At 59.8% G+C, this 12,681-nt stretch carries 12 protein-coding genes; 5 read left to right on the top strand and 7 right to left on the bottom strand.

From position 1 onward, the window contains the following. Positions 1-35: 35 nt before the first annotated feature. Both ACJ8IN_RS11700 and pckA read right to left on the bottom strand, forming a co-directional pair. Positions 36-1,340 carry an MFS transporter gene (locus tag ACJ8IN_RS11700; RefSeq protein ID WP_180548469.1) on the bottom strand — a complete coding sequence of 435 codons (1,305 nt, stop codon included), beginning with the start codon at positions 1,338-1,340 and terminating at the stop codon, positions 36-38. A gap of 216 nt (positions 1,341-1,556) precedes the next feature. Then, on the bottom strand, positions 1,557-3,176 hold the full coding sequence (pckA, locus tag ACJ8IN_RS11695) for a phosphoenolpyruvate carboxykinase (ATP) (RefSeq protein WP_033646339.1): 1,620 nt from the start codon (positions 3,174-3,176) through the stop codon (positions 1,557-1,559). 432 nt (positions 3,177-3,608) lie between these two features. Here pckA and ACJ8IN_RS11690 point away from each other — a divergent pair, with 432 nt between their 5' ends. Continuing rightward, the gene (locus ACJ8IN_RS11690) at positions 3,609-4,952 is read left to right on the top strand and encodes a 2-hydroxycarboxylate transporter family protein (protein ID WP_308325682.1); all 1,344 of its coding nucleotides are present in this window, start codon (positions 3,609-3,611) and stop codon (positions 4,950-4,952) included. A 332-nt stretch (positions 4,953-5,284) separates the two neighbouring features. Next, positions 5,285-6,703: a serralysin family metalloprotease gene (locus tag ACJ8IN_RS11685; RefSeq protein WP_308325683.1), complete on the top strand. Its 1,419-nt coding sequence runs from the start codon at positions 5,285-5,287 to the stop codon at positions 6,701-6,703. 146 nt (positions 6,704-6,849) lie between these two features. On the opposite strand, the gene ACJ8IN_RS11680 is transcribed toward ACJ8IN_RS11685, so the two are convergent. Continuing rightward, positions 6,850-7,059, bottom strand: a complete 210-nt coding sequence (locus tag ACJ8IN_RS11680) for a hypothetical protein (RefSeq protein WP_004931526.1) — start codon at positions 7,057-7,059, stop codon at positions 6,850-6,852. A 157-nt stretch (positions 7,060-7,216) separates the two neighbouring features. Here ACJ8IN_RS11680 and ACJ8IN_RS11675 point away from each other — a divergent pair, with 157 nt between their 5' ends. Next, entirely contained in the window at positions 7,217-7,369 is a 153-nt protein-coding gene (locus ACJ8IN_RS11675) for a hypothetical protein (RefSeq protein WP_164070495.1), read from the top strand. 38 nt (positions 7,370-7,407) lie between these two features. Here the strand turns inward: ACJ8IN_RS11675 and yniD are convergent, their stop codons facing one another. Further along, positions 7,408-7,500, bottom strand: coding sequence for a small membrane protein YniD (gene yniD / locus ACJ8IN_RS11670; protein WP_223307179.1), 93 nt, complete (start codon positions 7,498-7,500; stop codon positions 7,408-7,410). Between the two features lie 338 nt (positions 7,501-7,838). Here yniD and ACJ8IN_RS11665 point away from each other — a divergent pair, with 338 nt between their 5' ends. Both ACJ8IN_RS11665 and ACJ8IN_RS11660 read left to right on the top strand, forming a co-directional pair. After that, entirely contained in the window at positions 7,839-8,231 is a 393-nt protein-coding gene (locus ACJ8IN_RS11665; protein ID WP_033638276.1) for an ASCH domain-containing protein, read from the top strand. Positions 8,232-8,235: 4 nt separating this feature from the next. Next, on the top strand, positions 8,236-8,835 hold the full coding sequence (locus tag ACJ8IN_RS11660) for a hypothetical protein (protein ID WP_047567868.1): 600 nt from the start codon (positions 8,236-8,238) through the stop codon (positions 8,833-8,835). 55 nt (positions 8,836-8,890) lie between these two features. On the opposite strand, the gene ACJ8IN_RS11655 is transcribed toward ACJ8IN_RS11660, so the two are convergent. The 3 genes from ACJ8IN_RS11655 to ACJ8IN_RS11645 all read right to left on the bottom strand — a co-directional run bounded on the left by ACJ8IN_RS11655 (position 8,891) and on the right by ACJ8IN_RS11645 (position 12,642). After that, positions 8,891-9,130, bottom strand: coding sequence for a DUF1480 family protein (locus tag ACJ8IN_RS11655; protein ID WP_004931517.1), 240 nt, complete (start codon positions 9,128-9,130; stop codon positions 8,891-8,893). 135 nt (positions 9,131-9,265) lie between these two features. After that, on the bottom strand, positions 9,266-10,201 hold the full coding sequence (locus ACJ8IN_RS11650; RefSeq protein ID WP_033638278.1) for a Csu type fimbrial protein: 936 nt from the start codon (positions 10,199-10,201) through the stop codon (positions 9,266-9,268). A 20-nt stretch (positions 10,202-10,221) separates the two neighbouring features. Further along, a complete protein-coding gene (locus ACJ8IN_RS11645) occupies positions 10,222-12,642 on the bottom strand; it encodes a fimbria/pilus outer membrane usher protein (protein WP_195904053.1) in 2,421 nt (806 codons plus the stop codon). Between the last annotated feature and the right edge of the window lie 39 nt (positions 12,643-12,681).

Genomic DNA, 12,681 nt, shown 5'->3' with positions numbered 1-12,681 from the left:
ACGAGTTGGCAAGGGGGCGATATGCCCCCGGAGGATTAACGTTCGTTCAGCGAGCGCAGATGGTCGTCGCGGCGCAGCGTCATCAGCGCAAACAGGCTGACCACCGAAGTGGCGACCACGTAATAGGCGGGAATGTCGATATTTCCGGTCTGTTTGATGAGGCCGGTGATAATCAGCCCGGCCGAGCCGGAAAACACCGCATTGGACAACGAGTAAGCCAGCCCCAAGCCGGTATAGCGCACCCGGGTCGGGAACATCTCCGCCAGCATCGCCGGGCCGGGGCCGGCCAGCAGGCCGACCACGGCGCCGGCGATCATGACCGCCAGCCCTTTGGCCCACAGTGAACTCTGCGCATCCTGCAACAGGTGCAGCAGCGGGAAGGTGAACAGGATCACCGCCGCCACTGCCGTCAGCATCACCGTTTTACGCCCCAGTTTGTCGCTGATGATGCCCGCCGGCAGAATGGTCAGGGCGAAGCCGACGTTGGCCAGCACCGTCGCCACCAGCGCCTGCTGGAAGGTGGCGTGCAATGAAGTTTGCAAATAGGAAGGCATCACCACCAGGAAGGTATAGCCGGCGGCCGACCAGCCCATCATGCGGCCGATGCCGATCAGAATGGTTTTCACCACGCCGCCCAGCTTCGCTTCCGTCGGCGCGGCGGCGTGTTCCGCATGTTGCTGCGCCTGGGTGAACGTGGGCGTTTCCTCGAGCTTTAGCCGCAGCCACAGCGCCACGGCGCCCATCGGCAGCGCCAGCAGGAAGGGAATGCGCCAGCCCCAGTCATGCAGCTGCTGCACGCTGAGCAGCGCGGCCAGCAGCGCCACCAGCCCAGCGCCGGCCAGCAGGCCGAGCGCGACGGTCAGCGACTGCCAGGCGCCGAACAGCCCACGCTTGCCCTTCGGGGCGAACTCGGTCATCAGCGACACGGCGCCGCCGAATTCGCCGCCGGCGAACAGCCCCTGAAACATGCGCAGCAGCGTCAGCAGCAGCGGGGCGGCGACGCCGATCGAGGCATAGGTTGGCATGACGCCGATCAGCGCGGTGGCCAGCGTCATCAACAGCAGAACCGCAATCAGCGTCGGGCGACGGCCGATGCGATCGCCGATGCGGCCGAAGATCACCGCGCCGATCGGCCGACAGAAAAACGCCAGCGCGAAGGCGGCGTAGGTGAGGATCAGGCTGGTGATTTCGTTTTCACCCTGCAGCGTGAAAAAATTGGCGGCGATAACGGTGGCCAGGAACCCGTACACCCCGAACTCATACCATTCGATAAAGTTGCCGACCGAGCCGGCCAGCAACGCCTGACGCGAGCGGCGCGCGTCGAGAGTCTGTTGATTCATCCCCGTTCCCATACTTTTGAATTATTGTTCGTCAGTTCTAAATTTATACGACAAAACAATCAATTGATTTTAGCGGGAACTGTGAGGCGTTCAGCGCCTGCCGTCGATACGCCACCATTCGGGGCAAACATCGGCGAACGCAGGGGATGGCGGAAGAGTGAAAACAAAAAAGGGCCGAAAATTCGGCCCTGAGACAGCTTGGCATAAACCCCTGCGTTACCGTTTAGGCCCGGCGTTCACCAGTTTTTCACCCGCCGGGGTGACGGTATATTTGGCGAAGTTATCGATAAAGCGCTGCGCCAAATCCTGCGCTTTCTCCTGCCACAGCGACTCGTCGGCGTAGGTTTTGCGCGGATCGAGGATCGACGGATCGACGCCCGGCAGCGCGGTCGGCACCTCCAGCCCGAAGATCGGCAGCGTGAAGGTCTCGGCCTGCTCAATGTCGCCATTCAGAATGGCGTCGATAATGCCGCGCGTATCCTTGATCGAAATACGTTTGCCGCTGCCGTTCCAGCCGGTGTTGACCAGGTAAGCCTGGGCGCCGGCGGCCTCCATGCGTTTCACCAGCACTTCGGCATACTGCGTCGGGTGCAGCGTCAGGAACGCAGCGCCGAAGCAGGCGGAGAAGGTCGGCGTCGGCGCGGTGATGCCGCGCTCGGTGCCGGCCAGCTTGGCGGTGAAGCCGGACAGGAAATGGTACTGGGTCTGCTCCGGCGTCAGGCGCGATACCGGCGGCAGTACGCCGAAGGCGTCGGCGGTCAGGAAGATGATCTTGCGCGCATGGCCGGCTTTGGACACCGGTTTGACGATGTTCTCGATGTGATAAATCGGATAGGAAACGCGGGTGTTCTCGGTCTTGCTGGCGTCGTCGAAGTCGATGCTGCCGTCGGCCAGCACGGTGACGTTTTCCAGCAGCGCATCGCGGCGGATCGCCTGATAGATTTCCGGCTCCGCCTGCGGCGACAGCTTGATGGTCTTGGCGTAGCAGCCGCCTTCGAAGTTGAACACGCCGTCGTCGTCCCAGCCGTGCTCGTCATCGCCGATCAGCTGGCGCTTCGGATCGGTGGAGAGGGTGGTTTTGCCGGTGCCGGACAGGCCGAAGAACACCGCCACGTCGCCTTGCTCGCCGACGTTGGCCGAGCAGTGCATCGAGGCGATGCCCTTCAGCGGCAGCAGATAGTTCATGATCGAGAACAGGCCTTTCTTCATCTCGCCGCCGTACCAGGTGCCGCCGATCAGCTGCATGCGTTCCGTCAGGTTGAAGGCGACGAAGTTCTCCGAATGCAGCCCTTGCTGCTGCCAGTCCGGGTTGGTGCATTTGGCGCCGTTCAGCACCACGAAGTCCGGCTCGAAGTCCGCCAGTTCGGCGTCGCTCGGGCGAATAAACATGTTTTTCACGAAGTGCGCCTGCCAGGCCACCTCGGTGATGAAGCGCACTTTCAGGCGCGTGTCGGCGTTGGCGCCGCAGAACGCGTCCACCACGAACAGACGCTTGCCGGAGAGCTGGTTGCCCACCAGCGTCTTCAGATGCTGCCAGACTTCCGGGGAGAGCGGCTGGTTGTCATTTTTGCCGGTGCCGTTGTCCGACCACCAGACGGTATCGCGCGTGGTGTCGTCGCGCACGATGTATTTGTCCTTCGGCGAACGGCCGGTGAACTCACCGGTCGCGACGTTGACCGCGCCGAGTTGGGTGAGGGTGCCGCGTTCCAGCGGCGGCAGGTCGGCGCGGGTCTCTTCGGCGAACAGCAATTCATAGCTGGGGTTATAGACGATGTCGGCGGCCTGATGGATGCCGTAGCGAGCGAGGGTTTGTGGGGTAACAGCGCGTGAAGACATATTCTACTTCCTTATGAGTCATATTATGCCTCTTTCCCGTGCGGTGCCGCGCGCAGGATTAAGGTTCGGATCAAGCTGACCGGATTCAGCTAATGCGTTTCCGGTTCTTTATTAATAAAACAGGGGGATTTTTCGCCCTCCTATAGCATAGCAGCGAATTTAAGCCTGCTTACTTTAATTACAAAATGCTGACGATAATTAATTAAAACCAACCTTGGCGGAGGGTCACAATATTGAATTTCGCCGGCGTAATTTAGTTTTGCATTTTTATTTTTTATCATATCGTCAGGGCTGTCCACTGTTTTATTTCTTATTAGAAAAAGCGAAATCCACAATAGGATTTTTCGTAATCATTTGTTTTTGCTTGGCTATGGCAGGACTGTTGCGCCAGGTGAATCTAACCATACTGTACGCTTGTCAGCAGGGTGAATAATGAAACAGATAAATGCAGAACTGGCCTGTGATAAAAATGCGGCATCGTCCGAATCCTCAGGGTTAATTAATCAACTTCGTCAAATAGATATCGGTGCGGTACCGATCGCGTTGTTTATCACGATTTGCGCGATCGTGGCGATTTCCGCCTACGCCAACTTCCTGCCGAAGAATATGATCGGCGGCCTGGCGGTGATAATGACGCTGGGCTTTGCGCTGGCGCAGTTGGGAAAAAGCATTCCCGTGCTGCGCGATATCGGCGGGCCGGCCATTCTGTGTTTGATGGTGCCGTCGGTGTTGGTCTATTTCAATGTCTTCCAGCCTAACGTCATGGGCACCGTTCATCTACTGATGAAAGACGCCAACCTGCTCTATTTCGTCATCGCCAGTCTGGTGGTCGGCAGCATTCTCGGCATGAACCGTGTGATCCTGATTCAGGGGATGATTCGCATGTTCGTGCCCTTGGTGGTCGGTACGGTGACGGCGGTGATCACCGGGCTGCTGGTGGGCAAGCTGTTCGGTTTTACCTTCTATCACACCTTCTTCTTCATCATCGTGCCGATCATCGGCGGCGGCATCGGCGAGGGGATTTTACCGCTGTCGCTGGCCTATTCGGCGATCCTGGGCTCGACGCCGGACGTCTACGTCGCGCAGCTGGCGCCGGCGGCGGTGCTGGGCAACATCTTCGCCATCGTGACCGCCGGGGTGCTGGCGCGCATCGGCATGCAGCGCAAGGCGCTGAGCGGCGACGGCATGCTGATCCGCTCGGCGCAGGAGAACGCGATGTTCGCCATCAAGGAGCAAAACGGCAACGTCGATTTCCAACTGATGGGCGGCGGGTTGCTGGTGATCTGCGCCTTCTTTATCGTCGGCGGCCTGTTTGAACACATCGTGCATATTCCCGGCCCGGTGCTGATGATCCTGTTCGCGGTGCTGTGCAAATACTGCCGGGTGATCCCGGCCTCGATGGAAACCGGCGCGCACAGTTTCTACAAGTTCGTCTCCACCGCGCTGGTGTGGCCGCTGATGATCGGTCTGGGCATGCTGTACGTGCCGCTGGAAAGCGTGGTGGCGGTGTTCTCGGTCGGTTATGTGGTGGTCTGCGGTTCGGTGGTGCTGTCGATGGGGCTGGTCAGTTTCCTGATTGCGCCTTACCTGAAGATGTTCCCGGTGGAAGCGGCGATCGTCACCTGTTGCCACAGCGGCCTGGGCGGCACCGGTGACGTGGCGATCCTGTCGGCATCGAACCGCATGGGGCTGATGCCGTTCGCCCAAATCGCCACGCGCATCGGCGGCGCTTCCACGGTCATCGGCGCGACGCTGCTGCTCGGTTGGTTAGTCTGAGTCCAGGGTTTCTTATGGATAGCCGGGGTTGGATTGCCCCGGTTTTTTTATGCTTTTTTTCCGCTTATCGTGATAATGCTGATGATTACCTTGAAAATCATTCGTATGGCGCAAATGCATAGTCGTACTTTATCTAAGAAAATTCTGTACTCGGCGAAAATGTGTCTATTCTTTTTTCTTAAGGGATTATCGTTCTCATTCAGAGTGCCGAGGGAAGGCGCCACCGCATTACCGATATCCCCGTATTGATTCAACACCGGGCCGCTGCCGTTCAGGCAATCCGCCAGTTGGGGCATCCCCCCGATTGAATTGACGAATATGGAGATAAGGTTATGTCATCAAGCAATGCTTCCGTTAAGGCCGAAGGCGTATTAGCCCTGCTGGGCGCTTATAAACCCGATGAAGACGACACCATTACCGTGCTTCATCCGTCGAAAACGTTCGCAAACGCCGGCCTGGAGCTGGTGCGCGGCGATCGCAGCTGGCACGACAAGGGCGTGACCGACACGCCGGTCTCCCTGAGCTGCAGCTTCTGGGAAAAGGCGCCGGGCAACATGTCGAGCATGGGCATCAGCGGCTTCAGCAGCTTTAACGCCGAACAGCGCGAGCAGGCCAAGCTGTCGTTGCAGTCGTGGTCCGACGTGGCTAACATCACCTTTACCGAAACCGGCGACACCGCCGCCGCCAACATCAAATTCGGCCTATTCGACTACAGCTCGCGCGGCTCCTATGCCTTTGCGTATAACCCGGATACCTCGCCTTCGGTTGCCGGGCAAACCTGGTATAACGCCAAGAACCACACCTTCGTCAACAACCAGATCCATGAGAACGAGTACGGTCGCCAGACCTTCACTCATGAAATCGGCCATGCGCTGGGGCTGCAGCATCCGGGCGACTATAACGCCGCGCCGGGCGTCAGCATCACCTACGGCAAGGACGCGACCTATTTCGAGGACAGCCGCGCCCACAGCGTGATGAGCTATTTCAGCGAAAGCAACACCGGGCAGGACTTTAAAGGCGCGTACTCATCCGGACCATTGCTCAACGACATCACGGCGATCCAGCATTTCTACGGCGCCAACATGAACACCCGCACCGGCGATACGATCTACGGCTTCAATTCCAATACCGATCGCGACTTCCTCACCGCCACCGGCGCGCAGGACAAGATTGTTTTCACTGCCTGGGATGCCGGCGGTAACGACACCTTCGACTTCTCCGGCTTCGGCCAGAATCAGCGCATCAACCTGAATGAAAAAGCGTTCTCGGACGCTGGCGGCCTGAAAGGCAACGTGTCCATCGCCGCAGGCGTGACGATTGAAAATGCCATCGGCGGATCGGGCAACGATGTGCTGGTGGGCAACGCCGCCGACAACGTGCTCAACGGCGGCGCGGGCGATGATGTGCTGTATGGCGGCAAAGGGGCGGATCAGCTGTGGGGCGGCGCCGGCAAGGACACCTTCGTCTATTTCGCGGCGGATGAATCGACGGCGGCGGCACCGGATTGGATCCGCGACTTCGTGCGCGGTGAAGACAAGATCGATCTGACGCTGTTCAATACCGGCAGCGCCGACGGCATTCGCTTTGTCGATCAGTTCAGCGGCAAGGTGGGGGAAGCGATGCTGAGCTATGACGCGCAAAATCACGTCAGCGACGTGGCGATCAACCTGGGCGGCGCCTTTGACGGCAGCGATTTCCTGGTGAAAGTGGTGGGGCAGCCGCTGGATGCGGGTGATTTCGTGTTGGCGTAATGCAGGCAACAAAAATAGGGCGTTTTGGGCAAAAACCCGACAATTCCTATTAATTCCGTCATATTAGCGTGACATAGTAGCGCGCAGAAGGCCGGGCTTGCATACCTCGGGCTTCTGTCGGATCGCCAACCTTTTCGGTTGGCGATTCATTTTCCGCCTTTCAGCATGTTGATGGCGGCGCCGAGCAGGATGCGCCGTTCGATATCGTTGCTGTCCGCCAGCTGCCGCGCCAGATGTTTTTCCAGCGTTTCCACCGACAGCGCTTCGCCGCGATGGCGCAGCTGCATCACGCCGTCGCCGATCAGGCGTGCGACCTCATCCCATACGGGTTTAATCTCCTGTTCCGAGAACGTCATGGCCTACCTCGGTTGGTTGATTTTTGCCCAATGTAGCAGCTGAACTGCGGCTTCGCTACCGGCTGCCTAAAACAGGAAGCATAAAAAACAAGCCATCAGTATTTCTTCTGGTTTTTACGCTCAATACTTGCGGTGTCGAAAAGCAGGAGAAAACATCATGAACTGGGTCGAAACCTTGGCGGAGTACTACCGCCTGAGCCGCACGGGTGAAACGCAGCATTGGCTGTGTCGCCGCTGGTTGCCGCAGGGAGAGGCGCGCTTGGCCTATTTGCGGGAGTTGCTGGAGCCGACCGCGCCGCGGCGGCGGTGAGCAGGGCACCGGCGTTTGGCCGGCGTCGTTTCGCGTGATTAACCGAAAGCGATCGCCGCCCAACGCAACAGCAGCAACGCCAGGCAGATCAGCAGCAGCACCACCACCATTTTACTGAGCTTGGCGCCCATGCGTTTTGTTGCCACGTTGCTTCCCCTTTAGCTGAAATACCATCCACCGGCGAGGATGATGAGGAAAAGCGTCACTAACGCGACGCCGTTGAGTAAATCGCTGAAGGTATCGTCAGCATCGATGTCATTTTGCCGCATGTTGCCGCCTGGCGGTCGCCATTGGGTGAATAATGTTCACAGTATGCGCCCGACAGCGCGGCAGGCACAGCGAAGAACGGTAAAAACGCGTAAAGGCGGCGGTGGCGGAACGCGCAGTCGCGCTTGCGACGGATGCAGACGGCCGGCAATACGTTGTACTATCCTGTCTGCATTGATGCATTTTTCCTAAAGGTATAATCATGGCGACGGCAATTCCACAGAAATACGAGCACCTTGAGCGCTGGGCGTTCGGCGATACCGAGCAGCAGGCCGATGAAGTGGTGCAATTGATCCTCAATGGCACCAAAACGGCCACCTGTTCCAACCTCGACGGCGAGGGGATCCCGCAGGCCGGCGATCGGTTCCTGGTGGTGGACGGCAAGGGTGAGCCGGTCTGCGCGGTCGAGCTGACCGCGGTGGAAATGAAAACTTACGATCAGGTCGATGAAGCGCACGCCTTTGCCGAAGGCGAGGGCGATCGCTCGCTGGCGCACTGGCGCAAAGAGCTGCAGCGCTTCTTTGAAGAGTACGATCTGTTCTCGCCGGACATGACGCTGGTGCTGATGAATTTCAAAGTCGTCGACAAATTCTAATCTTATGCGCGCCGTTCCCTACGAGTGCCAGTGGGCCAGCCCGGAACTGGCCGCCGATCTGATCGCCGGCCGCGCGACGCTGGCGCAAGACGAAAATTGGGCGCGCAGCGGCGCCCGCGATCGAGCGGAGTACGTCGAGTGGGCCAATCACGTGTGCGGCATGGCCTGTCTGAAAATGGTGCTGGGCCACCGCGACGGTGAAGCGCCGCCGCTGCTGGAGCTGGCGCGGCGCAGCCTGCCTTACGGCGCCTATGTGCGCGAAGGGGAGCGGATAAAGGGGCTGATTTACGCGCCGTTCGTCGAGTTCGTACGCGAGCAGTTCGCGCTGCAAGCGGTGGTGAAGGTGGGGCTGGAGGCCGCTGACGTGCCGGCGCTGCTTCAAGAATGCCGCTACTTTATCGCCTCGGTGCATCCCTCCATTCGCCGGCCGGAGAGCATACCGCCGCAGCGGGGCGGGCATCTGGTGCTGATCACCGCCGCCGATGCGCAAAGCGTGACCTTCCACAATCCTTCGGGCGACAGCCCGGCGACGCGCGAGCGGGTGCACCTGCCGCTCAGCCGCTTCGCCCCTTTCTTTGCCGGCCGCGGCATCGCCATCGCATAAAAAAACGCGCTGTTTCCGATGAAAACAGCGCGTCGTCAGCAGTTCTGATGCATTTTCATGCCAGCCGCATCACCCAGGCGTCCGCCTGCCGATCGTAGTGCTGCTTGTACAGCAGTGACTGTTTGCCGTCGAGGATCGCCGGAATGCTGGTGTGTTCATCCCAGCCGTCCAGCTGCATGCACAGATCCGGATCGGACTTGCAGGGAATGCTCAGGGTGCCGGCGCGGTCGGCGCCGGCGTGAAGATGCGCGTCATCGACCTCGAAGCTGCCAATTTTTACGACGGTTTTGCTCATGGGAACTCCTTGCTCAATGGTGTGGTAGGAGGTTAGACCAGTGCGGCCATCGGTAACAGCATAGCCAAGTGAGCAAAAAATGCCACATAAAAATTACATTTTGGAAACAATTTCCACGGCGGCAAAGCACCGCGCCTAGTATTCCACCACAAAACTGAGATTGTCTTGATAGCTGCCGACCGCCACTTCCGTCTGCGCCGCATTGACCGCCGCCTTATACGGGATGCTTTGCGCCAGCCCGGTGCCGGCGCCGCTCTGTTTGTTGGTGCTATCCCAAACGGTCGTCGTATTGGGCAAGTAAATCTGATACTGCATGAAATTGCTGGTGCCGCTTTTCATACGCCGCCAACCGGAGACCGGGTTATTGCCGTTGGTGAAATAGGTGTTGTATCCCTCGGTTTTGGTGCAGGTCAGGGTGATGCTCTGATTGACAGGATTGAACTGCCCGACCAATGCCATGCTGCCGAAGTTGACGTTGGGCGCGGTGCCGATCAGGCAGTCTTTGGTGATGGCGACGCTGACGCTGACCGTGCTGGCCTTGTTGACGCCGTCCCACCAGATGCACAGGCCGAGCACGCCGAGGCCGCAGATATGGTAGTTCCAGATCAGGTTGATGGTGTCGGTATAGGTGCCCGAACGCACGTTGGCGCCGGCGGTGGTTTTGATATACAGCGGAAAGTTGACGTTGGAGGAGATCAGGATCAGCGACAATAGATTCAGTGAACTGTAGTCAATGGTCTGCCCGATGCTGTAGGGATATTGATAGTTGGCGTCGGGATAGATCAGGTAGGCGATTTTATCGCCGGAACCGTCGGTGTTGGCGACCGCCATGCCGTTGGTGGTCGACGCAACCTTGACCGTGACGGTGTTCTGCGACAGCAGCGATAGCCCGAGGCCGGTGCAGTTGAGGCCGGCGGTGCCCTGGGCGTTGATCTGCCCGTTGTAGACCACGAAAGAGCTGCTTCCCGGTAAGGTGACGGTGCCGTTGGTGGTGGCGCAGTCGGCGAATGCGCGCTGACAGAACAGCAGCGAGAGGGTTAACAATAAGAAGGCTTTCAATCCCCGAAACATAGTGACTCTCCGTCGTTGAATTAGCGGCAGACAACCGGGCCGACGCGCTGGATGCCCTGAGGCTTCGCCAGGCTGAATTCCGCCTGACACGGCGGGCCGCCGTCGGCCGGGATCACGCTCAGCCGATTGTGTTGTTGCACCGGGTCGATATAGGTCATGCCATCCCAACCGACATAGCTTTGCTGATTGCCGCCAACCACCGCCACCTGGCTGCCGTTGGCCAACGGTTTGCCTTGCTCGTCAACCAGTTCGACGTCGGCGGCGGAGATGGGTTGGATGGGGAACTCAACCAGAAAACCGCTGTGATCGCGAATGGCGACGGTTTTCTCCACCGTCGGCAGCGCGACGTCGGCGGGCAGGTTGAGCGGATCAATCTGGAATTTCGCATGGTAGTAAGAGGTGACGGTCGGCACCAGTAAATAGCCATGGGCGTCGGTCTTGCCGATCGGCTGGTTCTCATAGCTCACCGGAATGTCGGCGTATCCTTGCGTGGACACCAGCGCAAAGGCATCGTTGATGGTGTTGGTGGCGTACACGCCGCCGTTCATCGCCACCAGCGAACCGCTGATTTCTCCCCAGTGGTTGGTTTCATCGCGGGTGCCGTATACGCCCGCTCGGGCTTCGAGTCTGCGGGTGCGCCAGGTCAGATCGGCCTGGCGGTAATCGCCGCCGCTCGGGTTATTGGCGTAGGCCAGATTCCAGCCGAAACCGCCATCGGTCGGCGCGGCGCGGCTGTAGCTGACGCGTTCGCTCCAGCGGTTGTTGTTGTCGCGCGCGGCGCTGAAGCTGGCTGTGCCCCAGCTGTCGAACGGAATGGAGAGCTGCAGTTGGGCGCTGTAACCGCTGCTGCCGATTTCCCGGTTCAGCGAGGCGTACAGGCTGCTGTTGCGCCAAAGCGACACGCTGTAGGACAGGTTCACCAGGCGGGTTCGCTGAGCGATGGCGTCGCGGACGTCAAAATAACCGGCGCCGAGGCTGCCGAGCCGGCCCAGGCTGACGCTGCCGGTCAACTGATCGGTGCGGCGGCTCAGGCGGTAGTCGCTTTTATACACGGAAATGTCGCCAAAATCGGCGCTGCGCAGGATGCGTTGGGCGTTGAGGCTGAAACGTTGGTTGCTGTAGGTGTAACCAAAGCTGCTCTGATCGCCGTGGTTGCCGGTGTAGCGATAGACGGGCTGGGGATCCGGCTGTTGCAACGGCCTGCCGGTCAGCGGATCGTAATAGGTGGGGGATTGTATCGCCCGTCCGCCGTTAAACGCTTCATCGCCGGCCTGGCTGACGCTGTAGGACGCGTTGAGAACCCCCCATTGCCCGACGCGAAGGTCGGCGCCGGCGCCGCCAACCGCCAACTCGGCTGCGCCTTCGGCGCGTCCTTCCAGGGTTAACCAATCAGTGACGCCGTAACGTAAGCTGGCGCTGCCGACCCATTGCCCGTAATCGGCAGAATTCAACCCGTAGTTGCGCCGCAGCAAACCGGTGGAAATGCTGAAATCGCTCATGCCGGTCTGCAGCAGGTTGCTGGCCACGTAGAACGGCACCGTGGTGCTGACCTGGCGGCCGAGGGCGTCGGTGGTGACGACGGTGGCCTGACCCGCGCCGTTAATGTAGGGCACGCTGTTGAGGGTGAACGGCCCGGGATTGATGTTGGTGGTGCTGTTTTTATAGCTGTTGATGTATAAATCGACGCTGCTGGGCAATGCCGCCTGGCCGGAAAACTGCGGCAGCGGGTAGGTGATAAGATCCGGGCGCACCGCGAAATTGCGCGCCAATTGCAAGCCGCCGATGCGCACGGCGCTGCTCCAGGGGAGCGAGCCGGTGGTAAGGTCACCGGCGATCACACTCAGCATCCGCTGGTCGTCGTTGAAACGCCAGTAGCTGTCGTATCGAATATAGCGCCCGCCATCGTCGTTCGGGCCGCCGTTAAACCCGCTGCGGTAGATGCCGGTGTTGGCGATGACGCCGAACCCGTCGAACAGCCGCTGTTCGCTCCACGCCGACAGGTAGCCCGGCCGGCCATTGCCGTTGCTTTGGCTGGCATAGATATCGTAGTTGAACAGCAAACCCAGGCTGCTTTGCGCCGGCAAGCGCTGCAACGGTGAATGGGCGCCGATGGTTTGCTGCGGCAACCAGTCGTTGGGCACGTTGATCAGCAACTGCTGGCTCTCGCCGCTGTAGCTGACATCCACCTTCTCCAGCCGATCGACGGCGATCTCTTTCGCCTGCTTATCCGCTACCGGCAGCCCGGCGTCGAGCAGTTGCTGGGGCGTCATGTAGTAATGGCCGCCGCGGTAGTTGACCGGCACGACGTTGCCGGTTTGGCGCCCGTTGACGACCGGCTCCAGATACAGCATGGTGTCCGGCATGCTGACGGCGCTGGGCGGCGGCGGCAGATCGTCGCCGAGCGCAAACGGCAGCCAGCCGCCGGCCGCCATGCTCAGCATGACAAACGCCAGCGGCTTAAGGCTGAAACGCCGCGTCGA

Origin of the sequence: Serratia sp. CY31944, from assembly GCF_052169175.1 — a bacterium.
GTDB lineage: Bacteria > Pseudomonadota > Gammaproteobacteria > Enterobacterales > Enterobacteriaceae > Serratia > Serratia sarumanii.
The sequence above is the reverse complement of the archived record's forward strand: the minus strand, read 5'-3'. Positions and strand labels throughout refer to the sequence as shown.